The sequence below is a fragment of the Nannocystis pusilla genome, from assembly GCF_026626665.1.
Lineage (GTDB): Bacteria > Myxococcota_A > Polyangia > Nannocystales > Nannocystaceae > Nannocystis > Nannocystis pusilla.
Window position 1 is genome coordinate 2,727,535 of the sequence record NZ_JAPNKE010000002.1, and the last position, 24,183, is coordinate 2,751,717.

General features: G+C 73.4%; 17 protein-coding genes, 1 tRNA gene and 3 pseudogenes. 4 read left to right on the forward strand and 17 right to left on the reverse strand.

Annotated elements, in window-relative coordinates; all coding sequences use genetic code 11:
- Nucleotides 1–31: 31 nt before the first annotated feature.
- From OV079_RS57730 to OV079_RS57740, 3 pseudogenes are all read right to left on the reverse strand, one after another.
- A pseudogene (locus OV079_RS57730) lies at nucleotides 32–346 on the reverse strand (efflux RND transporter permease subunit); the annotation flags it as partial.
- 74 nt (nucleotides 347–420) lie between these two features.
- Nucleotides 421–795: pseudogene (locus OV079_RS57735) on the reverse strand (efflux RND transporter permease subunit); the annotation flags it as partial.
- A 331-nt stretch (nucleotides 796–1,126) separates the two neighbouring features.
- Nucleotides 1,127–2,173, reverse strand: a pseudogene (locus OV079_RS57740) (efflux RND transporter periplasmic adaptor subunit); the annotation flags it as partial.
- 284 nt (nucleotides 2,174–2,457) lie between these two features.
- Here OV079_RS57740 and OV079_RS11885 point away from each other — a divergent pair.
- A complete protein-coding gene (locus OV079_RS11885) occupies nucleotides 2,458–3,498 on the forward strand; it encodes a TM7S3/TM198-like domain-containing protein (protein WP_267768334.1) in 1,041 nt (346 codons plus the stop codon).
- A 66-nt stretch (nucleotides 3,499–3,564) separates the two neighbouring features.
- On the opposite strand, the gene OV079_RS11890 is transcribed toward OV079_RS11885, so the two are convergent.
- Nucleotides 3,565–5,112: a right-handed parallel beta-helix repeat-containing protein gene (locus OV079_RS11890; protein WP_267768335.1), complete on the reverse strand. Its 1,548-nt coding sequence runs from the start codon at nucleotides 5,110–5,112 to the stop codon at nucleotides 3,565–3,567.
- Between the two features lie 280 nt (nucleotides 5,113–5,392).
- Here OV079_RS11890 and OV079_RS11895 point away from each other — a divergent pair, with 280 nt between their 5' ends.
- Both OV079_RS11895 and OV079_RS11900 read left to right on the forward strand, forming a co-directional pair.
- Nucleotides 5,393–6,379, forward strand: a complete 987-nt coding sequence (locus OV079_RS11895; RefSeq protein ID WP_267768337.1) for a DUF2157 domain-containing protein — start codon at nucleotides 5,393–5,395, stop codon at nucleotides 6,377–6,379.
- Nucleotides 6,376–8,001: a GDYXXLXY domain-containing protein gene (locus tag OV079_RS11900; protein ID WP_267768339.1), complete on the forward strand. Its 1,626-nt coding sequence runs from the start codon at nucleotides 6,376–6,378 to the stop codon at nucleotides 7,999–8,001. Before OV079_RS11895 ends, OV079_RS11900 begins: the two co-directional genes overlap by 4 nt.
- A 132-nt stretch (nucleotides 8,002–8,133) precedes the next feature.
- Here the strand turns inward: OV079_RS11900 and OV079_RS11905 are convergent, their stop codons facing one another.
- From OV079_RS11905 to OV079_RS55785, 9 genes are all read right to left on the reverse strand, one after another.
- Nucleotides 8,134–8,787 carry a YqgE/AlgH family protein gene (locus OV079_RS11905; RefSeq protein ID WP_267768341.1) on the reverse strand — a complete coding sequence of 218 codons (654 nt, stop codon included), beginning with the start codon at nucleotides 8,785–8,787 and terminating at the stop codon, nucleotides 8,134–8,136.
- Nucleotides 8,788–8,817: 30 nt separating this feature from the next.
- Nucleotides 8,818–8,902 (reverse strand) — tRNA-Leu (locus OV079_RS11910).
- A gap of 226 nt (nucleotides 8,903–9,128) precedes the next feature.
- A complete protein-coding gene (locus tag OV079_RS11915) occupies nucleotides 9,129–9,971 on the reverse strand; it encodes a DUF4097 family beta strand repeat-containing protein (protein WP_267768342.1) in 843 nt (280 codons plus the stop codon).
- An 8-nt stretch (nucleotides 9,972–9,979) separates the two neighbouring features.
- Nucleotides 9,980–11,377: a hypothetical protein gene (locus tag OV079_RS11920; protein ID WP_267768345.1), complete on the reverse strand. Its 1,398-nt coding sequence runs from the start codon at nucleotides 11,375–11,377 to the stop codon at nucleotides 9,980–9,982.
- 170 nt (nucleotides 11,378–11,547) lie between these two features.
- On the reverse strand, nucleotides 11,548–12,444 hold the full coding sequence (locus tag OV079_RS11925) for an isoaspartyl peptidase/L-asparaginase (RefSeq protein ID WP_267768347.1): 897 nt from the start codon (nucleotides 12,442–12,444) through the stop codon (nucleotides 11,548–11,550).
- Nucleotides 12,445–12,502: 58 nt separating this feature from the next.
- Nucleotides 12,503–12,775 (reverse strand): rRNA maturation RNAse YbeY, encoded by a 273-nt coding sequence (locus tag OV079_RS11930; RefSeq protein WP_267768349.1) that lies wholly within the window; start codon nucleotides 12,773–12,775, stop codon nucleotides 12,503–12,505.
- An 88-nt stretch (nucleotides 12,776–12,863) separates the two neighbouring features.
- Nucleotides 12,864–14,108 (reverse strand): rRNA maturation RNAse YbeY, encoded by a 1,245-nt coding sequence (locus OV079_RS55780; protein ID WP_267768352.1) that lies wholly within the window; start codon nucleotides 14,106–14,108, stop codon nucleotides 12,864–12,866.
- A gap of 44 nt (nucleotides 14,109–14,152) precedes the next feature.
- Nucleotides 14,153–16,033 carry an HD family phosphohydrolase gene (locus OV079_RS11940; protein ID WP_267768354.1) on the reverse strand — a complete coding sequence of 627 codons (1,881 nt, stop codon included), beginning with the start codon at nucleotides 16,031–16,033 and terminating at the stop codon, nucleotides 14,153–14,155.
- A 68-nt stretch (nucleotides 16,034–16,101) separates the two neighbouring features.
- Entirely contained in the window at nucleotides 16,102–17,361 is a 1,260-nt protein-coding gene (locus OV079_RS55785) for an adenylate/guanylate cyclase domain-containing protein (protein ID WP_267768355.1), read from the reverse strand.
- Nucleotides 17,362–17,391: 30 nt separating this feature from the next.
- On the opposite strand from OV079_RS55785, the gene OV079_RS11950 reads away from it, so the two are divergent.
- The gene (locus OV079_RS11950) at nucleotides 17,392–18,885 is read left to right on the forward strand and encodes a KamA family radical SAM protein (protein WP_267768357.1); all 1,494 of its coding nucleotides are present in this window, start codon (nucleotides 17,392–17,394) and stop codon (nucleotides 18,883–18,885) included.
- A 222-nt stretch (nucleotides 18,886–19,107) separates the two neighbouring features.
- On the opposite strand, the gene OV079_RS11955 is transcribed toward OV079_RS11950, so the two are convergent.
- The 4 genes from OV079_RS11955 to OV079_RS11970 all read right to left on the reverse strand — a co-directional run bounded on the left by OV079_RS11955 (nucleotide 19,108) and on the right by OV079_RS11970 (nucleotide 23,483).
- Nucleotides 19,108–19,713 carry a hypothetical protein gene (locus OV079_RS11955; RefSeq protein WP_267768359.1) on the reverse strand — a complete coding sequence of 202 codons (606 nt, stop codon included), beginning with the start codon at nucleotides 19,711–19,713 and terminating at the stop codon, nucleotides 19,108–19,110.
- Nucleotides 19,710–20,063: a hypothetical protein gene (locus tag OV079_RS11960; RefSeq protein WP_267768361.1), complete on the reverse strand. Its 354-nt coding sequence runs from the start codon at nucleotides 20,061–20,063 to the stop codon at nucleotides 19,710–19,712. The genes OV079_RS11955 and OV079_RS11960 overlap by 4 nt, the downstream gene beginning before the upstream one ends.
- A gap of 134 nt (nucleotides 20,064–20,197) precedes the next feature.
- Nucleotides 20,198–21,820 carry a TldD/PmbA family protein gene (locus tag OV079_RS11965; protein WP_267768363.1) on the reverse strand — a complete coding sequence of 541 codons (1,623 nt, stop codon included), beginning with the start codon at nucleotides 21,818–21,820 and terminating at the stop codon, nucleotides 20,198–20,200.
- A 328-nt stretch (nucleotides 21,821–22,148) separates the two neighbouring features.
- On the reverse strand, nucleotides 22,149–23,483 hold the full coding sequence (locus tag OV079_RS11970) for an SGNH/GDSL hydrolase family protein (protein ID WP_267768364.1): 1,335 nt from the start codon (nucleotides 23,481–23,483) through the stop codon (nucleotides 22,149–22,151).
- Nucleotides 23,484–24,183: the final 700 nt, after the last annotated feature.

Here is a 24,183-nt window from a genome sequence, read left to right on the forward strand (position 1 = left end):
CGCGCTCGACCGGCACGCGGGCGATGTCGGCGACGTCGCGCAGGCGCAGCTCGGCGCCGTCGCGGCTGCGGACCACGACCTCCTCGAGCTCGGCCGGCGCGCGGGCCTCGTGGACCGTGCGCAGCAGGTAGCGGCTCTTCTGCTCCGACAGCGCGCCGCCCGGGCGGTTGACGTTGTCGCGGCGGATCGCCTGGGCCACATCGTCGGCGGTCACGCGCAGGGCCGCCAGCCGCTGCGGGTCCATCTCGACGCGGATCTCCTCCTTGTCGCCGCCGTGGATCTGCACCGCCGCGACCCCTGGGATCTTCTCGAGCGCGCGCTTGACCCGGCGGTCGGCCAGCTCCACAGCTCGGCCGGGCGCATGTTGTCGCTCGAGACCAGCGCCAGGCGCAGGATCGGCTCCTGCGCCGGGTCGTAGCGCAGCACCACCGGCCGCTGCACGCCTGTCGGCAGGTTTACGCGGTCGAGCTTCTCGCGCACGTCGTCGAGGCCGCGGTCCATGTCGGTGCCCCAGCCGAAGTCGAGCACGACCTCGCTGACGCCCTCGCGCGAGACCGACTCGACCTGCACCACCCCGGGCACCGCGCTGACCAGCTCCTCGACCGGCCGCGTCAGCAGCTCCTCGACCTCCTGCGGGGCCGCGTCCGGCATCTCGGTGCGGACGGTGACGCTCGGGTAGCTGAGGTCGGGCAGCAGCGCCAGCGGCAGCCGGGTCAGCGCCACCAGGCCGAACACGACCAGCGCGACCAGCACCATCGTGGTCGTGACCGGCCGCCCGACCGCGCCCGCGACCATGCCGCGCGGCCGCGCCTCGCCCGTCACCGGCCCCTGGCGCCGCTGCGGCTGCCTGCCCTTTCGGACCTGTCTCTTGCACCCTGGCCTCGGGGACCTGGCCCTTGGCGCCTGACTCTTCGGACCTGGCCTCGGGGACCTGGCCTGAAGGACCTGCCCCCGCGGACACACCGGCGGCCGCGGCCTGGCCCGCCTCGGCCTGCGCCGGCTGACCCGCGGCACCGCCCGGCGCGGCGCTGTCGGCCTTGCCCGCGCCGCCCTCGGCCTTGCCCGCGCCGCCCTCGGCCTTGCCCGCGCCGGCCTTGCCCGCGCCCTCGCCGACGGCCCGCACGGGCATGCCCTCGGCGATGCCGGTGCCGGCGTCGACGACGATCTGGGCGCCCTCGGCCACGCCGCCGCGGATCTCCGCCCGCTCCTCGCCGACGAGCCCGAGCTCGACCGGACGTCGGCGGGCCCGCCCGTCCTCGACCACGTACACGTGCGGCTTGCCCTCGACCTCGACGATCGCGCTGCGCGGCACGCTGGGGGCCGACTCGCGGATGGCCACGCGCAGGGTCGCGCGCGCGAACGCCCCGGGCACCGCGCCGGCGGGGAAGTTGCGGGCGCGGACGATGAACTTCACGGTGCCGGTCAGCGGGTCGACGACCGGCGCGCGCCGCTCGACCTTCGCCTCGAAACGGGTGCCGTCCTGCAGCTCGACGATCGCCGGCGCTCCGGCCTGGACCGCGCTCGCCTCGCGCTCGGGCACGTGCAGCTCGAGGTCGAGGGCGCTGAGATCGGCGATCGTGTAGAGCGACCTGGAGGTGGTGGCGAGGTTGCCGACGTCGATGTGGCGGCGGGTGATGGTGCCGGCGAACGGGGCCGAGACGGTCGTCTGCGAGGCCTGGTGGCGCGACACCTGGGCGCTGGCGAGCGCCGACTCGGCGGCGTAGCGCTGCTTGTCGAGCTCCTCGCGCGACAAGAGGCCGCTCAGCTGCTCGAGCCGCTGCAGCTCCTTGGCCGCGTTCTGGGCGCTGAGCTTGTCGCGCGCGGCCTGCAGCTGATAGGCGCGGCCGTCGAGGCGGGCCAGCAGCTGCCCCTCGGCGACGCTGTCGCCCTCCTCGGCCCGCAGGTCGAGCACCACGCCGGGCTGCAGCGCGACGAGGTCGGCGGCTCGCAGGGCCCGCAGGGTGCCGGCGCCGCGGTAGTGACGCTCGATGGTCGCCGGCGACAGCGTGGTGACGGCGACCGCGAGCGCCTCGGCCTCGCCGCCGCGGCGACCCTTGCCGGGGCCGCCCGGACCCCGGGACCGCCGGCTCCGGCCTCGCCGCCGCAGGCGAGCGGTGCCACGGCCAGGAGTGCGATCAGGAGGATGGAGCGCATGGCGCTGTCGTCCAGCCATACCACGACCGCAGGCGACGGGGGTCAACCCCGATGTGTCCGTCCTCGCAGCGAACGGTGAAACATCCTGACGGGGAGGCCGGGGCGAACGGCCCTGCCGGTCAGGCGGGTGACGAGCCGGTCACGACCCCGCGACCTCTCTTCGTGAGGGCGCCCGTCACGGATGGGCTCGCCGCCCGCACGACGGCCTCCGGGAGGACCGCAGGCGAGGATCGCAAGCCACGACGGCCGGCCGCGGCCGGCCGTTATTTTGCCCTGTACGGCCGCGGTCGCTAGGGTCCACGCGTGCCGCTCGGTCTGCCCCCCGTCGTCGCGCTCCTGGTGGGGCTCGTGCACTGCATCGCCGGTTACAGGTTGTTCCCGCTGGTGCTCGGCATCTACGGCCTGGTGTTCGGCGTCGGCGCCGGGTCCGCGCTGGCCGAGATCTGGTTTCCGGGACAGGTCCTCACGGCCAGCCTGATGCAGGTCGGCGCCGGCCTGCTCGGCCTGGGGGCGGTGCTGGCGTACTTCCGGATCGGCGTGTTCGTGATCGGCGCGGTCGCGGCGTTGCTGCTGACCTGGGCCGTCGCGCCGGTGGTCGGCGGGGTCTCGTGGCAGGTCCAGCTGCTGCTCGCGTGCGTGGCCGGCAGCGCCAGCGTGGTGGTGACGCGGGTGGTGCTGATCGTCGCCACCGCGATCACGGGCGCGGCCCTGGTGGTGCGCAGCGCCGAGGTGATGGCCGAGAGCCCCGTCCGCTGGCTCACCGACCTCACCGCCCTGCCCTGGACCGGCGCCCTGCCCGATGCCATCCCCGAGGTCGTCGCGTGGGCCGCGCTGGCCCTGCTCGGGATCGCGGTGCAGCTCGCCACGACCGCGCGCCGCTGGACGTCCACCGGGCTCGGCCGGACGTTGCTGGCGCCACGCTCGCGTGGGATAAACGCGGTCCCGATGCCCCCCATCCACCCCCGTCGCTACGCCCGTAACCACGTCTGGGCCGAACTCGACGGCGACAGCGTGCTCGTCGGGATCAGCGCTCGCGCGCTCGACCAGCTCGGCGAGATCACCGACTTCGCCCTCCGCGTCCAGCCCGGCGACGAGCTCGCGCCCGGCCAGTGCTTCGCGGTGCTCGAGAGCGCCAAGGCAGAGATCGAGCTGTTTACGCCGCTGTCCGGCGCGGTGGTCCGCGTCCACGAGGGCCTCGACCTCGCGCCCGCGACGATCAGCGACGACTGCTACGGCGAGGGCTGGATGATCGCGGTGCGCCCGCCCGACCTCAGCGAGTTCACCACCCTGCTCGACGCCGAGGCCTACAGCGAGCTGCTCAAGACGGCGGCGGCCTGCGTGTGAACCTGTCCCGCGGGACAGCTCGGCGACAGCTGCCTCTCGGGACAGATCGGCGTCCACCCTGCCCCGTCACCGGATCAGCTCGTAGGCGCCGCGGCTCGGGGGGTCGTTCCAGCAGCCGTAGTTGCGGTCGGCCGCGACCTCGGGCAGCGGCGTGCCCGAGCCGACCGCCGGGCTGGCGGGGGTGGGATAGAAGTTGTCGGTGAGGTCGATGAGCAGCGGGTCCTCGCCCGCGATCGCCCCGGTCTCGGGGACCGGCAGGTCGCCCGCCGGGCTCGACTGATCGGGCGCGTCGGCGGCGTACCAGAGGTTGGTCGTGAAGGTGAACGTCTCGGGCGCAGTGTCGCCGCCGATGTTGACGTACGTCGAGATGTCGGCGCGGTCGAACACCACCAGGTTGTTGACGAACCGCCCGTTGCTCGCCGGCGCGAACGTGAACTGCTGATCGGTCACCGTCTCTTGCAAGATCCGCAAGAGCCAGTGCTGCGGGCGGATGATCGTGTTGTGGGCCGCCAGGCAGTCGACGCAGCCGACGAACGCCAGCGGCGTCTCCCCGCCCTGGATCAGGTTGGAGACCACCCGGATGTTGCGGGCCTCGGCGTTGTCGCCGTCCTGCGTCAGCGGCGGGCGGAAGAACTCGAAGCCGGTCGAGCCGCCCATGTTCACCGCCCGCTGGCCGCAGTCGAGCATGGTGTTGCCGCGGATCTCGATGTCCTCGCTGCCGCCCTTGGTCTGCACCGCGTTGCCGCCGTTGTCGGCGAACAGGTTGCCGAGGACGAGCCCGCGGTGACAGCCGACGTGATCGATGGCGCTGCCGCCGGCGCCGCAGCGCTCGAACTGACTGTCGAGGACCCAGAAGTCGTTGACGCCCGAGAGCTTGAGGCAGTCCTGGTTGCCGCCCTCGCCGATGTCGTGGATGAAGAGGCGCTCGAACGCGACGAAGCGGGTGGCCTCCGGATCGTCGACCGCGCCGCCGTCGTCGACGTTGATGCCGTTGGCGGTCGCGTCCATGATCGCGAGGTCGTGGATGACCACGTGCCGGACGCGCGACAGGTGCAGGCCCTCGCCGCCGCCGGCGATGGTCGGGAACTGGCCGAACTCGCCGCCGATCCAGATCGGCGCGTCGGCGGTGCCCGCGAGGTCGCTGACGAAGATGTCGGGGCCGAAGGTCTCGCCGAGCAGGCGGATGCCGGTGCCCGGGGTCGCCTTCGCGGCCGCGGCCTCGACGGTCTGGCACGGGCTGTCCTTGGCGCCGCAGTCGGGCCCGTCGGCGCCGCTCGTCGCCACGTAGATCAGCGTGGTCGGCTCCTTGCCGAAGGCGAAGTGCATCGGGTTGCCGCAGCTCGGGACGCCCGGATCGCCGGTGTCGGGCACGTCGGTGGTCGCGGTCGTGCCGGGATCGGTGCTCGTCGCGGTCGCGCTGGTCGAGGTCGCGGTGGTCGTCGGGGCCCCGGTCGGATCGGCCGACGAGGTGCTCGTCTCGCTCGCGCCGGAGGACGCGGTGGTCGAGGAGGCCTCGCTCGTGCCGGTGTCGGTGGCGAGGGTCTCGCCCTTCTCGCCGCCGCACCCGACGAGCGCCAGCGCGGTCCACAAGGTCGCGATCTTCGCGGGTCGCATGCGGCGACGATAGCCGAGCCCGACGTCCGCCGGCGCGCACGGGTTCGCGTCGGCTCGCGCGCGAGCGCGAGGGCGCCAGACCTCCGCGCGCGGGGGCCAGCGAGACGACATGTCTCTTGCGCCAGGTCATGCTCGCGCGACTCCGCAGCCGCCGATCTATTCCCCGGATTGTGAGGCCGTCCCCGTCCGGTGTGACGCCGTCCTCCGCGCCCCGCTCCCGAGCCCCAGGCCGGGCGAGCGGCCGTCGCGGCCCGCGGATCGCCGTGCTAGTGTCGCCGGCGTGACTGACCCGCTCGCCGGCCCGCCGCTCGCAGTTCGCCTGCACGCGCTCGCAGCGGCCGGCGTGCTCGACCCCGCGGCCCTCGAGCGCTCGCTCGAGCTGATCGGCCGCAAGCCCACCGCCGACGCGTGGTACGGGTTCGCGCGCTTCCACCTGATCATCCTCGGCACGGTGCTGGTGGTCGCCGGCGCGATCTTCTTCGTGGCCGCCAACTGGGACGTGTTCACCCCGCAGGCGCGGATCGGCCTGGCCGCCGCGGCGATGGCCGCCGCCACCCTGGCGGGCGGCTGGATCGGCCTCGACAAGCTCAGCGGGCGGGCCGCGGCGCTGGCCGGCGGGCTGCTGTTCGGGCCGATGCTGGCCCTGGTCGGCCAGGTCTACCAGACCGGCGCCGACGCGTTCGAGCTGTTCCTCGCCTGGTCGGTGGTGCTGGCCGGCTACGCGCTGGCGACCCGCTTCGCCGGCGCGTGGATCACGGCGCTGCTGCTGGGGGTGGTGACGAACTACTTGTGGATCGGTCAGGCGCTCGGCAGCCACCCGTTCGAGTCACCGGGTCTTTGGGCCAGCCTCGCCGGCGCCGCCGCCCTGTCCGCGCTGGCGCTGGACCGCCGGGTGCGCCGGGGCCCGGGGGACGCGATCGGCCTGGTCGCGCTGACCCTCGGCTGGTGCATCGCCTTCGCCCACGGGGCGGCGGCGATCGTGCTGGAGGGCTGGCCCTTCGGACATGTGGTGGCGCTGCTGCTGGCGCTGGGCCTGCCGCTGGTGATGCTGAGGATCGGCCGGCAGCAGGGTGACTTCGGCCTCGAGCGCCTGGCGGTGGCGCAGCTGTTCGGCCTGCTCACGGTCGCGGAGGGCAAACTGGTGTTCGACGTGCTCGACGCCGAGATCGGCGGGCTCCTCATCATGGGCCTGCTGCTCAGCGCGCAGGGTTACGCCGGCGGCGAGTGGTTCCGGGCCCGCCGGCAGCGCGAGGAGGACGCGTCGTGAGCACGCGAGCGCTGCTCGAGCAGCTGGCCGACGAGGGCCTGGTCGACCGCGCCGCGCTCGACGCGGCCACCCCGCTGGGGCAGCGGACCCGCGACGCGCTGGCCGGGCTCACGGGCGAGGGCCTGCGGCTGCAGCAGGCCGGCGCCTCGGTGTCGGTGTGGCTCGGGGCGCTGCTCCTGGCGATCTTCCTCGTGCAGATGGACATCACGGAGGTCGTGCCGCTCGGCCTCGCGCTCGGCGCGGCCGGCCTCGGCCTGGCGGCCGTGCTCGCGCGCGGCTCGGCCACCTTGCTCGAGCTGCAGCTGCGCTGGATCGCCACCATCGGCGGCCAGGTGCTGATCCTCGCCAGCCTGGGCGAGGTCATCGGCGACGACGAGAGCCTGTGCGTGGCGACGCTCCTGCTCCAGGCGCTGACGGTGTGGCTGGTGCGCGACCTCGCCATCGGCGTGGTCTCGGTCCTGGTCGGCGCCGGAGCGCTGCTGGTGCTGGCGGCCGAGGTGCGCGTCGAGGCGTTCGGACATGGTCTTTTGGCCCTGTTCTTCGGGGCATGTATCTGCGCCCTGTGGGTGCTGCAGGCGCCGCTGACGGCCCGGCTCGGGCGGCTGTGGCAGCCGCTGGCCTACGCGCTGCCGCTGGCGGTGTGGGCCCCGATCACGATCGGGTCCGGCGGCCGCCACGATGGCGGCGACGCGGACGCGCTGCCGATGTTCCTCGGGGCGTGGGCGGCCGACGCGATGTTGCTGTCGGCCGGCTGGGCGGCGCTGTCGACCTGGCTGATCGTGCAGGCGGGGCGCGAGCGGCCGGAGCTGCGCGGCGGGGCCCAGCGAGCCGCTTATGCCGGCATCTGGCTGACGGCCCTGCTCGGCCTCGACACCCCGGGCCTCAGCGCCGGACTGACGCTGCTGCTGCTCGGGCAGCTGCGCGCCAGCCTGAACCTGCGCCTGCTCGGCCTGACCGCGATCGGCAGCTTCCTGTTCTTCTGGTACTACGAGCACGGCTCGACGCTGCTGAACAAGTCGATCGTGGCGGTCAGCCACGGCGCGCTGTTCCTGCTGCTGGCGGGGCTGCTACGCCGCACCGCCGACCGCCCGCGCGAGGGCCGGGCGCGCCCGCTGGCGGCGCGGATCGGCGACCTGCGCTGGCTGTCGCTGGCGCTCGGCCTGGGCCTGGCGATCCCCGGCTACGTCGTGGTGCAGAAGGAGCAGGTGCTGGCCTCCGGCGAGACGGTGCTGCTGCGGCTCGCGCCGGTCGACCCGCGCTCGCTGATGCAGGGCGACTACATGGAGCTGCGCTACGCGCTGGTGCGGGAGCTGCACGACGTCGAAAGCATGGCGCCGCGCGGGGTGCTGATCGTCACCCGCGACCTCGACGGCGTGGCCCAGTTCGTCCGCGTCGACGACGGCCGCCCGCTGGCCCCCGGCGAGCTGCGCCTGCGCTACCACAAGCGCGGCAGCGAGGTGAGCCTCGGCGCCGAGACGTTCCTGTTCCCCGAAGGCGAGGGCCGCACGCTCGAGGCGGCCCGCTACGGCGAGCTCGCCCTCGCCGAGGCCGGCGACAGCGTGCTCGTCGGCCTGCGCGACGAGGACCGCCGCCCGCTCGGCACCCGCCTGCACGACCGCTGAGCGTGTGGGCTGCCCATACGGGACCCTGCTCGAAAGGACATGTCTTCATGAGCATGTCTGTTCTGACATGAACAAACAGACATGCACCCATCGACATGCCCTGCGAGACATGTCATGCGAGGGTACCCCTGCTCACGCCTGCGGGGCGCGGCCCGAGCCGACGCTTGCGCCGATCAGCCGCGCCGGGTCGATGCCCATGGTCGTGAGCGCGTCGTGCCACATGACCTCGGGCGCGGTGTCGAACAGCCACGGCACCGGGACCCCGGGGGCGTCACTGGCGGGCTCGCGCAGGGGCACCGCCAGCCAGCTGCCCTGGGCCATCTCCGACTCGAGCTGGCCCGGGCCCCAGCCGGCGTAGCCGAGGAACACCAGGTAGTTGCGGCCTGCCCCGCCGAAGCGGTTGTCGCTGACGCGGCGCACGCCCTCGAGCGAGGCGGTGAGGAACGCTCCGGGCGCGACGTCCTCGGCGAGCGGGTCCCACTGCGACTGATCGTGGAGGAGGAACGCGCGCACCGGCTCGACCGGACCGCCGAGGCGCAACCCCTGATCGGCCGGCCCCTCCCAGCGCAGGGTCACCGCGTCGGCGAACTCGGCGATCGTCGTCGGCAGCCGGTGGTTGATCACCAGGCCGAACGCGCCCTTGTCCGAGTGGTCGATGATGAGGACCACCGAGCGCACGAAGTTGGGATCGACGAGCTGCGGCACCGCGCACAGCAGATGACGCGAGAGGCCGGCCAACCCAGCAGGGGACCGTTCAGCCGGCGGTCGCACGACATCGATGGGCACGGGATCGTTTTGGCACGAAGCCCGCGAGAGTGCCAGAGGTCGGACTCGAACCGACACGAGGGGCTACCTCAACGGATTTTGAGTCCGCCGCGTCTACCGATTTCGCCACTCTGGCGCGAGGAGCGGCGAAGCGTTTAGCACGGGCGCCGGCCTGCTCGCAAGCCTGAGCGCACCGGGCCCGGCGACGCGTCACGCTGCGCCGCCGTCGCCCCCGGCCGGCGGCCGCCCAGGCGGGCCCGGGAGCGGTTCACGCAGCCTCGCCGCCAGGACGTGCTCGCCCGCCCTGCCCGTTCGTGCGGGGCCCTGCGGAATCACCGCGCCGACGCTCGCCTCGCGGCGCCTCACGGCATCTCGGGCTCGCCGAGGCGGACCTCGACGTGACCCGCTCCGGCGTCGAGCCAGATCTTCACGTGCCCGCCGCCGACCGCGCGGCGGAACGAGCCGCTGGTGATCGTCGACACGGTGCCGGTCTGGACGCGGATCTGTTCGCCCTTGAGGTCGAGGTCGAGGTCGGCGTCGGAGCGCAGCCACACGCGCACGTCGCCGCTGGCGCGGACCACCACGTCGTTGCCGCCCGCGCCCGCCTGCCACACCTCGACGGTGCCGTGGCGGGTGCGGAGGTCCATGTTACCGGCCGACTCGACGCGCACCCGGCCGTCGCCGGTGCGCACCGCGACCCCGCCGTCCCCGCCGTCGATATCGACGTCGCCGATGTCGACGTCGACGCCGATGTTGCCGACCACGCCGACGACGTCGACGTCGCCGAGCCCCGTCTGCAGCTCGAGGTCGAGCGTGGGCGGCAGCCGGATCTCCTCGACCTCGAGGTCGACCTGGTCGTCGACCGCCAGCGGCACCACCGCGCCGAGCCGCGCGAACCCGCCGGTCACGTCGAACACGAGCCGCGGCGTGCGCGCGTTGGCCTTCGCCACCTTCTCGCTGCCGCCGGCGGCCCGCCACTCGCCGCGCAGCTCGAGGCCGGTGGCCATCGGGTCGCCGACCACCGTCAGCGGCGTGTCCGGCAGGGACACCCGCACCGCCTGCACGTCGGTGAGCGGCCAGGTCGCCTCGACCTCGGCCTCGCTGCGGTAGCCGAACACGCAGCCGACCAGGCTGGCCGCGAGCGCGGCCGACATGACCGTGCGGACATGTCCTGAAAGCCACTGTCCCGAGAGCCAGGTCCTCAAGGCCAGCATCAGAAGTACACCCCCATCCCGGTGCCGAGCTCGAGCGTGATCGCGTGCTTGGGGATCGCGCCGTCTCCGCGGTAGTAGCGGGCGGCGCCGAGCGGGGCGCTGATCCGCGGGACGATGTCGATCGACCAGCGGTCGAGGATGAACAGCCGCAGGTCGAGCTGGCCGTACGGGATGGCGGCGACCGCCGCGGTGCGCGGCGGCTTCTCGCCCTCGGGCACGGCCGCCGGCCCGCCGCTGGCGAACGCGCCCTGGACGATCGCCCCGGCCGCCAGCGACAGCCACACGCGCCCGCGCTCGAGCACACGGTACTGCAGCCGCGGCCCGCCCTGCAGGGCCGCCCGGCCGGGGCCGAACTTGAGGCCGAGGTCGGTCAGGCCCACGCTGAAGCGCGGCGCGACCTGGCCCAGCACGCCGACGTTCCAGTCGGCGTACAGCTGGGCCGCCGGATCGCCGGCGCGCATGCCCACAGTGGCCATTCGTCGCAGCTCGAGCGACACCTTGTGGCGGGTGTGCGGCTTCGGCGTGCGCTTGCCGATCGCGCCGGCGTAGGCGTCCATCACCTGCGCCATGTAGAGGAGGTGCAGGCCGCCGGTCAAAAGCCCGAGGCCGGCCGCGCCGACGACGTCGGCGGCGAAGGTGCGGCCGTGGGCGCCGGGCGTGGCCGCGTCGGACGGGTCGCGCGTGAGCGCGAGGCCGAGGGCACCTGCCCCGAGAGACAGGGTCCCGAGCAGGAAGCCGGCCCCGCGCGCGTACTCGCGGTTGACCATCTGGCCGAGGCCGGGCACCAGCGCCGACAGGATCGGCGCGACCGGGCGGCGCCAGTTGCCGTCGCGCGCGGCGGTGGATCGGCCGATGCGCACCACCGGACCCGGCGACGGCCCCTCGTCGCGCACCACCGCCAGCCCCGTCGGCCCGACCTGCACGTGCGTGCGGTCGACCACCGGCACCACCAGGCCGTGCGGCGCAGTCGGGCTGCGGACCACGTACTCGCCCGGGGCCCCGCGCAGCAGGATCGTCTGGCCGGGCCCCACGGCGTACGACCCGAGCAGCTTGCCGCGCGGCGAGGTCACGATGACCTGCCCGCCCTGCCCCGCGCCCGACAGCTCCAGCGTGGCCTCGCCCGGCTCGGGCGGCGGCACCACCACCGGCGCCGGGCCGCTCGGGCCCATCGGCGCGACGGTCGGCGCGGGGGCTTCGCCGGGCGGCGCGGCGGAGCTGTCCTTGGGGACCTGCTCCGATGCACCTGTCTCCGGCGACATGTCCCCGGGGACCTGTCCCTTGGCGTCGCCGGCCGGCGGCGCCGGCTGCCCCGGCAGCGGGCCCCACGGGACCCCGGACGCGCTCGGACCGGCGGCCGGCGGTGCGGCCAGGGCGACGATCAACGCGCAGCGGAGCACCCGCCGGTTATAGGCGGGCCCCTGCCCCGGCGTCCAGTGCCCAGATCGGCGCCCGCCGGCTGCAGGCCGCCCCTGGGGCAGCTCACCTGCCGGCGCCTGTCCACGAGTTCAGCCGCGTCACCGGACCTGCGCAGCGCCCGACCTCCTCGCAGCGGGCCATGCGACCCGGGTCAGACGGACAGGCCGGCGTCGACCGCTGCGTCGCCTCGCGCGATCGCCCAGCTCATGTGCTCGCTGGCGTGGACGACCGCGGCGGTGCCGTCCGGACGGAGCAGGATCAAGCCGACGGCGGCCCCGTCCCAGCGCGACGACACCTCGCGCACCAGGCCCGCGGCCAGCGGCGTGACCGCCTCGCCGGCGGCTCCGCGGACCCGCTGCAGCGCCGCGTAGGCGAGCACGTGGGTCAAGATGGCCTCGCCCAGGCCGGTCGTCGCGCAGGCGCCGAGCTCGGGGTGGGCGTAGAGGCCCGAGCCGACCATCGGCGTGTCGCCCACGCGACCGGGCAACTTGTAGAGCACCCCGCCGGTCGAGCCGGCCGCGCACAGCTCGCCGCGAGCGTCGAGGGCGACCGCGCCGACGGTGTCCGCGCGGTTGTCGAGCTGCTGGCCGGCGCGCACGGCAGCGAAGTGGGCCTCGGCCTTGGCGGTCCACACCTCCTCGCGGCCGAAATGACCGACCCCGCGCTCGCGCGCGAAGCGGGCCGCGTTGTCGCCGACCAGCAGGCAGTGGCGGGTCTCGTTCATCACCAGCGCCGCCAGCAGGATGGTGTCGCGGACCTCGCGGACCCCCGCGACCGCGCCCGACCGCAGGTCGCGCGAGCGCATGATCGCGGCGTCGGCCTCGAACACGCCGTCGGCGTTCATGCACGCGCCGCGACCGGCGTTGAAGCCCGGGTCGTCCTCGAGCGTGCGCACGGCCGCGATCACTGCCGCCTCGGCGCTGCCGCCCGCCAGCAACACGGCCTGCCCCGCCGCCGCGGCCGCGCGCGTGCCGGTCACCGCCGACGCGCGCAGGTCTTCGGCCACCGTGCCCGCCCCGCCGTGAACCACGATCACCGGTGTCGTCACCGCGTCCTCCTCCCGCGCCGCTCCCGGCGCGCGTCGATGCCGTACGGCCGCGGTGTCGTCACCGCACCCGCCTCCCGCGCCGTTCCCGGCGCGCGTCGATGCCGTACGGCCGGGGCACGTCCGGGGTGTCTGCTGCCTGCAGCGCGCGGCGCTCGGCCCGGTGCATCGCCCGCGCCTCGCCCCGCCCGCCGTGGTCGTGGCCGAGCAGGTGGCACAGGCCGTGGACCGCGAGCACGGTGGCCTCGTCGATCGCGGCCGCGGCCTCGGCGGATTTTCGAGCATGTCCGGGAGGACAGGCTCCTTCGGACCGGTCTCGATGACCAGGCCCCAAAGGACCTGTCGCTTGACACCTGTCCGTTCGGTCATGCTGGAGATCCCCAGGCGAGCCCGCGCCTGGCGCCGGATCGCGTCGACGCTGATCACGACGTCGCCCGCGACCCCCCGAAAGCCTCGTCCGGCCCGAGCGGCCCGGCGGGGAACGACAGCACGTCGGTCGGCCCGACCTTGCCCATGTGCTCGGCGTTGAGCCGGGCGATCGCCGGGTCGTCGACGAGGTGGCAGGTCACCGCCGCGTCGGCGCCGATCCCGAGCCGCCGCGCGGCGCGAGCCACCCGCCGCGCCAGCGCCTGCACGAACCATCGCGGGACCTTGCGCCGCGGTGCGACGGTGAAGCGGATCCGGCCGCGACCTGGCGCGGAGGACATGTCATCGGCGTCCAGCTCGCCCTCTGCGTCGTCGGCGTCGGCCTCGGCTTCCTCGTCATCAGCCTCGGAGAGCTCGTCAGCGCCGGGCCCGTCGTCCGCGTCTGCGAACTCCGCCTCGTCGTCCGCGGGCTCGTCGCCGTCCTCATCCTCGAGGGATCCGTCGGCGTCCGCGTCAATCTCGTCATCGGAAGCATCGCTCGCGTCCGAAGTGCCGTCCGCGGCTACGCCCGTCTCGTCGTCGAAGCTGTCGTCCGCGTCCGCATCGTCGATCTCGTCAGCGTCCGCATCGTCGTCGTCCTCGTCGGCGAGGTCATCCGCGTCTGTATCGATGTCCTCGGCGTCGGACGCGTCGTCCCCGTACGCATCGATGTCCTCGTCGTCGGAGAGGTCTCCTGCGTCCGCATCGCCGTCATCGTCGTCCGCGTCGTCCGCGTCCGCATCGTCGACCTCGCCATCCGCGTCCGCATCGGCGTCCGCGTGCGCATCGTCGACCTCGTCGTCGGAACCGCCGTCCGCGTCCGCATCGTCGTCCTCGTCGTCGGACGCGTCGTCCGCGTACGCATCGTCGTCCTCGTCGTCGGACGCATCGTCCGCGTACGCGTCATCGTCCCCTTCGTCGGACCCGTCGTTCTCGTCCTCGCCGTCGCCGTCCCCTTCATCGGAAGCGCCGGCCTCGTCATCGAGGGCATCATCCCCATCGTCCGACCTGTCGTCTGTTTCTTCGGACATGTCCTCCTCGTCGGAGAGGTCGTCAGCTCCGTCGAACGCGTCGTCCTCGTCGTCGCCGTCGTCATCCTCGTCGTCGGAGCCGTCGGCATCCTCGCCCGAGCCGTCCTCCTCGCCGGAGCTGGCCTCCGCCTCGTCCGCGAACGCCTCGTCGCCATCCGCCTCGTCGCGGGCTGCCTCCGCGTCGCTCGCGTCTTCGATTGCGCTGGCGTCGATTTGCCTCTCGCCGGTCACCGCGTCGCCTCGCGACCCTCTCGAAATATGTCGCCCTCGCGTGCTCACTTGCGGCCTCCGGACAGGTCGAGGCGGTCGTAGACTCGCGCGCCGACGAACACCTCGAGCACCACTGGGTCGAGCTTGCCGGAGCGGGCTTCGGCGTGGAGGATGTCGAGCGCCATTTGCACGGGAACCGCTTTTTTGTACGGGCGGTCGGCGGCGGTCAAGGCGTCGAAGATGTCGGCCACCGTCATCATCCGGGCCTGGATCGGGATCGCCGCGGCCGCGGCGCCGCGGGGATAGCCGCTGCCGTCCATGTATTCGTGGTGCATCCCGGCGATCTCGGGCACCCGCCTCAGCCGCTGGCCCCACGGGATCTGGCGCAGGAACTCGAACGTGTGGCGCACGTGGTTCTGCACCTCCGAGCGCTCCGTCTCGGTGAGGCTGCCGCGGGCCACTCGCAGCGCCGTCAGGTGCGCGTCGTCGAGGATCCGCAGCACCTTGTCGGGCGTGTGGCTGCGGGCCGCCGCGACCTCGTGGATCTCGGCCTCGACCGCCTCGGGCAGCAGCGCCGGCTCGTTGGCGCGGCGCACCACCTCGCGCCAGCGCTCGATCTGCAGCAGCTCCGCCGTGAACGCCCGCCGCGCCGCCTCGACGTCGATCGAGCCGTCGCGCATCGCTATCAGCTCGCGCTCGGCCAGCCGCAGCCGCGCCGCGGTGCGCAGGTGGTCGAGGCGCTCCTCGACCAGCGTCAGCTCCCAGTCGAACAGCTTCTTCGCCTTGACCAGCACGTGCTCGCGGACCCCGACCTTGCCGAAGTCGTGCAGGAGCCCCGCGACCTCGATCTCGCGCAGGTCGTCGGCCGTGAACTTCACCGCCGCCAGCGGCCCGTCGGAGCGGTCGACCGCCTTCGCCAGCGCCACCGTCAGGTCGGCCACGCGTTGGCTGTGGCCGCTCGTGGTCGGGTCGCGCTGCTCGATCGCGGTCACGCTCGCGCGCACGAAGCCCTCGAACAGCGCCTGCACCTCCGCGTACAGGTTGGCGTTCTCGAGCGCGACCGCGCCCTGGGTCGCCAGCGCCAGGCAGACCCGCTCGTCGGCGGCCGAGAACGGCCGGGTGCGGCGGCCGAAGTCGGCCGGCCAGGCCAGCGGGTGGCGCCCGTCCTTGGCGTTGATCAGCTGCACCGCGCCGATCACCTGGCCCTCCGGCGCGCGCATCGGCACCGTCAGCAGCGAGCGCGTCTGGTAGCCGAAGCGCTCGTCGAACGAGCGGTCGTGGGCGAACGTGCGGCCGAGCGCGGTGCGACCTGTCTCCGAGTACATGTCCTCGAGGTTGATGATCTGCCCGCTCAGGACGCACGCCCCGACCACCGACGCGTCGGACACCGGCAGGGTGTGGTCGCGCAGGTCGGCGGCCACCGAGTCGTTGTGGGCCACGCGGAAGCGCACCGTCGCCCCGTCGTCCTCGACCACGTAGATCGAGCCCGCGTCGGCGCCGGTGATCGCCCGCGCGTGGCGGACGATCAGCTCGAGGACGCGCCGTGGGTCGCGCTCGCGGTTGAGCGCGAGGCCGACGTCGACCAGCTGATCGGCCACGCGGCTCTGCAGGATGGCCTCGACCGCCAGCAGCGCCTCGTCGATGGCCCGCCGCAGCCGCGCCGGCGAGGTCGGCAGCGCCAGCGCGTGCGCGCGGTGGGCCGGCATCCGCCCCAGCGCCGCCGCCAGCGAGCGCTCGGGGCCGACCACCAGCACCACGTCGAACTCCGGCGGCACGAAGCCGAGCGCCTCGACGATCGCCAGCCGCGCCCGGCCGCGCCCGATCACCGCGGCGCGCAGCGTGCCGCCGAGGTCCGTGACGTACTGCACCCGACCGAACGCCGGATCTCTGGCCAACTGCCGGAGATAGGCGAGCACGTCGGGGTAACGCAGCAGCCCCTCGTCCATCCGGCTCAGCGTACACCGGCGCGGCGCAGCGCCATGCACACCTTCGCCTGCCCCACCGACGTGAGGACTCAAGACCCCACGACTGCCGGCTTTTGTACCGGCCCCTGCAGCCAGAACACCTGCAGCTCGCCCTTGCCCTTGACCGCGATGCTGCCCCGCGGAAGGCACGTGAACCGGCCCTGCAGCGCCGTGGCGACCGCCTCGGACACCTGGATCTCGCCGACCTGGCCGAGCGACTCCATGCGGCTGGCGGTGTTCACGGTGTCGCCCCAGAGGTCGTAAATGAACTTCCGCCGGCCGATCACGCCCGCGACCACCGGCCCGCAGTGGAGCCCGATGCGCACCCCGAGCGCGAGCTCGCGCGCGGCCACGAAGCGCGCGAACTCGTCCCGCATCGCCAGCGCCATCTCGGCCATCGCCGCCGCGTGATCCGCCCGCGGCGTCGGGATCCCCGCCACCACCATGTAGGCGTCGCCGATCGTCTTGATCTTCTCGAGCCCGCGCTCCCCGGCCAGCGCGTCGAAGCGCGAGAAGATGTCGTTGAGCAGCTCGACCACCACGTCGGGCGGCCGCTCCGACGCGAAGCGCGTGAACTCGGCGATGTCGGCGAACAGCACCGTCGCCGCCTCGAAGCGCTCCGCGATCGGGTGCATCTTCTGCTTGAGCTGCTCGGCCACCCGCTCGGGCAGGATGTTGTGCAGCAGCTCGTCGGCGCGCTCCTTCTCCTGCTCGAGCTGGGACAGCAGCGTCGCCGCCCGCTCCTGATTGCGCCGCGCCCGCTCCCGCGCCCGCTCGAGGCTGTCCACCGCCATGTAGAGGAACAGCGCCGACGCCAGCAAATGGATCAGGTGGACGAAGAACGGCCGCACCAGCGTGTCCACCGACTGCCGCGGCGGCAGCACCCCGCGCTCTCGGCCAGCACAAACCCCAGCGCCGCCGCCGCCGACAGCGCCAGATAGACCCACAGCGCCCCCGCGCAGCAGCAGCGCCGCCAGCATCAAGATCGTCAGGTACGCCGCCAGCGACGGGCTCTTGAGCCCGCCGTCGAACCACACCGCGACCGTCACGAGGATCCACAGCGTCACCACCAGGCCGACGCTGACGGCCCGCACGTGGCCGCGGCGGACCACGACGCGCAGGCCGAGGAACAGCGCGATGACCACCAGGTTGAGGCTCATCAGCGGATCGATCGCCTGGCTCGCCGCCTGGAAGACGGTCGCCGCGCCGATCGCCGCCGCGGTGGCGACGAAGATCCTGTCGAGCATCACGCCGATCCGGCGCTGCTCGTCGACCTCGCCGTCCCACACCGTCTGCTCGACGACAGGCACCCGCCGAGGGTAGCGAAAGCTCGCCCCCGCGTGTTGACGCACCCGGACGCCGCGGCTAGCCTGCGCGCGATCGTGGCCGACCGGGACGACGACGCGGAGGCGGCGCAGCGCAGCGATTCCGGGCGCCCGGACCCAGGCGAACCGACCCCGTCACGCTGCCCGGGGCCGGGACCCCGCGCGTCCGGTCACGCCGTCACCGTCACCCCCGGCGATTCGAGCCTGCCGCTCGCAGCACCGGGGCCCACGACCGCGAGTCCTGCCGTCACCGCCAGCCCCGGCGATTCGCGCCTGCCGCTCGCAGCATCGAGGGCCACGACCCCGAGTCTTGCCGTCGCCGCCGGCGAATCGAGTCGTCTGGCAGTCATCGCCGCCCCGCCCGGCGAACCGGGTCTTCCCACCGCCGTCGCCGCCGGGCCCTCCGTCGGCTCGCCAGCGGCCGCCCCGCCCGCGCCTCGCAAGCGGCTGGAGCTGCGGCGGGCCGCCGATCTGGCCGGCCTGCCGCTCGCCCCCGCCGACCGGGCCCGCGACGCCGAGGCCGCCGCCAGCTTCAACGTCAAGGCGCCGCGCCGCTACCTCGAGCTCATCGACTGGGCCGACGAGCGCGACCCGATCCGCCGCCAGGTCATCCCGAGCGCCGAGGAGTTGGTCCACGACCCGCGCGAGCGCGAGGACCCGATCGGCGACGCCGCCCACAGCCCGGTCGCACGGCTGACCCACCGCTACCCCGACCGCGTCCTGCTGTACCCGACCTATCAGTGCGCGGTGTACTGCCGCCACTGCTTCCGCAAGGAGTCGCTGGCCGACGACGACGCCGCGACCTACACGATCGACGCCCTCGAGCCGGCCCTGGCCTACATCGCCGAGCACCCCGAGATCCGCGAGGTCATCCTCACCGGCGGCGACCCGCTGATCCTCGCCAACGAGCGCCTGGAGGAGCTGCGGCGGCGGATCGAGGCCATCGGCCACGTCCGCCTGCTGCGCCTCCACACCCGGATCCCGGTGGTCCTGCCCGAGCGCGTCAATCCGGGCCTGGTGGCCGCGCTCAAGGGCCGCCTGATGGTCTGCGTGGTCACCCACTTCAACCACGCCCGCGAGATCACCGAGGCCACCGTCGCCGCCGCCCGCACCCTGCGCGAGGCCGGCTTCATGCTGCTCAACCAGACCGTCCTGCTGAAGGGCGTCAACGACGACGCAGAGGCCCTGCGGACGCTGTTCCGCGAGCTGGTCTACGCTCTCGGGATCCGCCCCTACTACCTCCACCACTGCGACTCGACCCGCGGCCTGTCGCACTTCCGGACCACCATCGACCGCGGGCTCGAGCTGATGACCGCCCTGCGCGGCCACATCAGCGGCCTGTGCCTGCCCCACTACGTGCTCGACCTGCCGGGCGGCGACGGCAAGATCCCGCTCGGCCCGAGCTACGTGGCAGCGCGATCCGGCTTCGAGTGGACGTTCAAAACTTATGACGCACGTACGCGGGATTACTCGGAAATCGTGACCGGGAATCCGCCGCGCGATCGCTGAGCCCGACGCCCGCCGGCGATCGGCCTGGAGCCGCGGGGCCAGCGATCCGGGCCGACCAGACCCCACCCGACGCGAGAGTCGGCCGGACTGCCGGGCCGTCCGAGCGCGTGCTCATGGGGAGCCCTGAGCGCCGCCGGGAGCCGGCGCAAGGACAAAGTCAGCGCCGTCGCGCCAGTGCGGGCGAAGCACGCGTCGACCGCCGGAGCACCTCCCGCGGGGAGTTCAGTGCGCCCCGGAGTCCCAGCGCCAGCCCGGGCGGACGAAGCCGAGCCAGCCCGCGTCGTGGACCTGCAGGCGGACGCGGGCCCGCGGGAGCTTCTCCGGGTCGTCGGGCCAGTCCTCGTAGCCCTCGTCGAACTCGCGCTCGTCGACCGCGTGCCCCGCCACCAGCGGCGCCACCGCGGTGGCGAACACCATCGGGTCGCCGGGGATGAACACGTAGGCCTGATTGGCGTAGCCGAGCAGCCCGCCGACCGGCTCGCCGCGGAACAGCAGCGGCTCGCCGGCCCGCATCGCCGCCTCGAGCGCCGCGTGCTCCTCGGTCGTGCAGGCGACCTGGCGGCCGAAGCCCAGCTCGCGCAGCTGCCGGCAACGCGAGGCCCACGCGGGGTCTTGCGCGAGGGCCTGCGCCTCCGCCCGCTCGAGCGGACAACCCTCGACGAGGCCCGCGAGCCCGCGATCGAGCAGCGACCACAGGTCGAGCAGCACCGCGACCGCGAAGCCGGCGGTGTCCGGCGGCGGCCCGGCGTCCGGATGCACCGTGGTGACCCGCAGGACGACCTCGCGGCCCGCCGCCGACTCGACCTGGATGCTGTACAGCTCGCTCATCCCCAGCTCCGTTCCCGCCGCGTCGTCCCCGGCCGCTCCAGCCTGACGAGCCCGGCGCTCATGCCCCGGCTCCGCTCCCGCCGCGTCGTCCCCCGCCGCTCCAGCCAGGCGAGCGCGGCGAGATGCCCCACCGTCAGCCCGATCGTCGCCAGCAGCAGCCACCACGGCGTCGCCGCCCGCGACGCGTCCGCCCGCACGAAGGCCACGCCGGTGACGACCGCCAGCAAGGCGAGGTTGCCCATGACGTGGCCGAAGACCGGACTGCCCGGCCCCGCGTCGCCGGCGGCGATCCGCAGCGAGGTCTGGAGGTTCCAGACCAGGAACAGCCCGGCGAACACGAGCGGCCACATCCCTGCGAGGCTCGCAGAGGCGGCCGCCGGCGGCAACGGGTCCTCCCGGACCGGCCGGGCCCGGCCATCGCTCCCCGACGCCCGACCTCGCCGCCCGACGCCCCCCGGACGAGCAGCACCGCGCGCGCGGCCCCTCAGTTGAGGGGCTTCTTCCGCTTGCCGCGCTCGCGCAGCCCGCCCTTGCGGCCGCGCGACCCGTCGTCGGCGAACGGCGGCGGCAGCAGCGGGTCGTGGTAGCCGGTCGTGCTGCTCTGCTGCAGCTCGAGCTCCGACAGCAGGACCGGCGGCGCGATCCCGCTGACCGGGATCGAGCCGCTCTCGGCGTAGCAGTAGCCCTGGTCGGTCTCGCGGTCGCGGCCGAACGCCGTGATCTTCTGCAGCGCGGCCAGCGGGGTGCCGATCAGCTCGACGTCGCGGATCCGGCGGACCTTGCCGGTCTGGGCGTCGACCAGATAGACCTCCGCGAGGCTGCCCTTGAAGGCCTGGAAGTCGTAGTCCGAGGTCGACGTCTCGCCGGCCAGCACGCGCTGGATGATGACCCCGTGACGGCGGCCCTGGGCCCGCGCCAGCTCGATGAGGCGGGTCCGCAGCGCGTCCCACGACTCGCCCGAGCCCGGCGCCCCCTCGACCACGAAGGTGCCCATGCGCGCCATCGGCCGCTCGACCCCGTCGTGGCGGCCGTGGCCGTTCGAGTGGTCGCTGCCGGGGATCGGGCAGCGGCTCTGCAGGAAGCCCTTCAGCACCCCGTCGTCGACCAGCAGCGTGCGCCGGGCCGCCACGCCCTCGTCGTCGACGCGGTAGTGGCCCCACAGCGGCTCCCGGCCGCAGTGCGTCAGCGTCGGGTCGTCGAACACCTGGATCCCGCGGGGCAGGATCCGCTCGCCACGCATGCGGGCGAACGTCTTGCTCTCGCCGCGGGCGATCAGCCGCTCGCCCTCGAGGCGGTGGCCGAGCGCCTCGTGGAACAGCGTGCTCGCGGCCTGGCCGGACAGCAGCGCCGGACCGATGAACGCCCCCGGGCTGTCGGCCGCCCGCAGCGCCGCCAGCTCCTCGAGCACGTCGGCCAGCAGGCGCTCGAGGTGCGCGCGTTCGGGCACCTCGTCGACCGCCCGCAGGTACAGCTGGCGCGAGCCCTCGACGTACACCCCGTCCTCCGTCAGCACCCAGCCCTCGATGCCGAGCTGGATGTACACGTCCTCGGTGATGACGCTCGTCCCCTCGCTGGTGACCAGCCAGCGGTGGACCCGCTCGGCCGACAGGCTGATGCTCGGGTCGTAGACCTCCGGGTGGTCGAGGAACCGCCGCGACAGCTCGACCAGCGTCTTCTCCCACTGAGCCCGCGGGAACGGGTCGTGGTGCAGCTCTTCCTTGTGGACGACCGGCCGCTCGCGCGTAAAGGAGCTGATCTCGTCGCGCAGGAACTCGCTGACGGTCGCCTTGCGGTGCTCGTAGTAGTCCTCCAGCGCCTCGTCGAACTTGATCTGGGTCAGCTTCCACAGCCCGATCTGCAGCGCCTGGAGGTTGAGGTCGTCGGGCGCGTCGACCCAGTCGCTGCTCTCACGCTCCTCCGAGCGGTCGCCGAGGCCGCCGTCGATGACGTTGTCGAACTTGTGGCTGCCGACCCGGACATCGGCCCAGAGCTGGCCGACCGTCGACTCGCGCGAGCGCAGCAGCGCCCCGTGGGCCGCCCGCAGGCGCAGCGCGTGGACCCGACGCAGCGAGTACTGCATGAAGTACGGCCGGGGCGAGCCGGGCACCACGAGGCCCCCATCGACCGCTTGATCTCCCGCTGCAGCACCTCGAGCACGGCTTCGGGGTCAGGGAGGGGTTGATTTGGGTTGTAGGGCGGCGAAAGACGCGATACGGCGGTCATTGGGGTGTCCGGGGGGCTGGGCCTTGCACGCATAGCCGTGCCCGGATCCCAAGGCAAGCAACCCCGCCTGGCCCCCCGCAAACCCTCCCGGCAGCCCGCGGCGACCGATGCGCGCCGGTACGCCCGACCGGACGCGTCCGAAGGGCCGGGTGCGAAAACGCGCAATGCGCGGCTTCGCGCGTCGCCCGCCGCGCACTTTCGCGGCGAACGCGCTATTCGTCGATGACCGCGGTGAACAGGTCGGCGATGACGGTGTGGCCTTGCGCCGTGGGGTGGATGCAGGTGAGGTCGAACCAGTTCTGCTGGCCCGGGCCGCGGTAGCACGGCGCGCTCGGGTCGCCGGCCTTGAAGCCGTGGCCGCAGAAGTTCTCGAGCATGAAGATCATGTCGGTGCCGGTCTCGACGGCGACGCTCATGAACTGCTCGTTGAAGCCGACCATCACGTCGATGAGCTCGGCCGGGTTCTGCCACGGCTTGTCGAACCCGCCGAGGCCCGCCGCCGGGCAGGCCATGAGGTCTGCGGTGCCGTCGGTGAACTCGTAGACGTTGGCGAACACCAGGAACACGCCGTTCGGGAACTTCGCCGGGTCGTCGACGAACCAGTGGGCGGTCTGGCGCAGCAGGTCGGCCGCCTCGGCGGCGTTGGCCTTGACCTCGTCGAGCGGCATGCCGTTGGCCCCGTCCTTGGCGATCGCGGCGATGTCGTTGCCGCCCATGGTGGTGATGACGAGCGTCCGCTTGTCGAACATGTCCGGCGGGAAGCAGTCGTCGACCTGGTTGCCGGGCGGCAGGAAGTCGTCGGTGCGCGCGCCCCACTTCGAGCACGACACGAAGTCGCCCGACTCCTTGACCAGCGCGACCCCGTCGATCGGGTTGGCCTGCTTCCACAGCGCGTTGGGCGGGGTCAGGCCGAAGCGGTCGACCAGCACGTCGGCCAGCTTGGAGCGGTAGTAGTCGTCGCCGAGCTGCGGCGGGGTGCCGACGGTGACCGAGTCGCCGAGGAACACCACGCGCTCGATGTCGGTGATGTCCTGGTGGTTGGTGCCCTTGCAGTGCGAGCCGATGATCGGGCCGAACTGATCGTAATCGAGCTTCAGCGCGGTGTCGGGGTTGGCGAAGCCCTCGAGCAGACAGTCGGAGTCGGACGGCTCGCCGGTGGTGCCCGTGGTCTCGTCGCCGGTGGTGTCGGAGGTCGTCGAGGTCGAGGTCGTCGAGGTCGTCGAGGTCGTGCCGTCGGTCGAGGTCACCGGGCTCGTGGTCCCGGTCGTGCTCGTGGTCGCGTCGCCGGTGGTCGTCCCGTCGGTCGCGCTGTCGGTCGCGCCCTCGCTGCCGCCCGTCTCGGTGACCGGCCCGTCGGTGGTGGTCGGCAGCTGGCCGCTGGTGCCGAGCGTGTCTTCGCCCGTCGAGCTGCTGGTGTCCCCGCTGGTCGGCGCGGTCGCGCTGGCGTCTTCGGTCTCGCCGCAGGCCGGCGCGCCGACGGCGAGAAGAAGGGCGAGGAGGCCCGCAGGCCGCGGCAATGTGACAGCGAGACGACAGTCGTAGTTCACCACGTCACACTACTCGAACGCCCGCGAGCCGATCCACACAAAACCGCGACGCGGTCGTGACCCCCTCCGGGGTCTGGAGCCCGAGGACACCTGTCACGCCCGCCTTCATCCACGCAGCCCGTCGCCGCAGCCCGCGACGGTTCGCATGAAGCGGACGTCATGCGGACGCCGCAGCAAGGCATGCCACTTCACTCACGTGTTGCAGGGCGTCCTCGAGTCGCGGTCACCCCGGGCTCGCGGGGAGCTCGTCACGCGTACCCGCGGACGACGACGCTCGCCGCCACGCCGGAGGCCGACACGCGAACCCCGGACGACGGCGCTCCGACGTCCTGCCGCTGGCGAGTGAAGCCCGACCCGCGCAGCGAGGAAGGCGAAGCGCGAGATGCCGTCCGTCGCGCAGCGCGTCGAAGCCCGACAATCGCGCCGGCAGACGACGACCCGCGACGCTGCGAAATGAGGAGACATGCCGTCGCTACGTGTCGAGGCTCGACGCTCGCGCCGGCAGACGACCCGCGACGCTGCGAAATCAGGGGACATGCCGTCCCTCGCGCTGCGTGTCGAGGTCGACACGCGCGCCGGCAGACGACGACCCGCGACGCTGCGCAATCAGGCACATGCCGCCCCTCGCCGCGTGTCGGGGCCGACACGCGCGCCGGCAGACAACCACCCGCAACGGTGCGAATCAGGGGACATGCCGTCC

Bases quoted from the DNA above. Each gene is read 5' to 3' on its own strand.
- OV079_RS11890 (WP_267768335.1), bottom strand. From the start codon at position 5,112: ATGCGACCCGCGAAGATCGCGACCTTGTGGACCGCGCTGGCGCTCGTC.
- OV079_RS11940 (WP_267768354.1), bottom strand. From the start codon at position 16,033: ATGGACGAGGGGCTGCTGCGTTACCCCGACGTGCTCGCCTATCTCCGG.
- OV079_RS11955 (WP_267768359.1), bottom strand. From the start codon at position 19,713: ATGAGCGAGCTGTACAGCATCCAGGTCGAGTCGGCGGCGGGCCGCGAG.
- OV079_RS11960 (WP_267768361.1), bottom strand. From the start codon at position 20,063: ATGTGGCCGCTCGTGTTCGCCGGGCTGTTCCTGGTCTGGAACCTCCAG.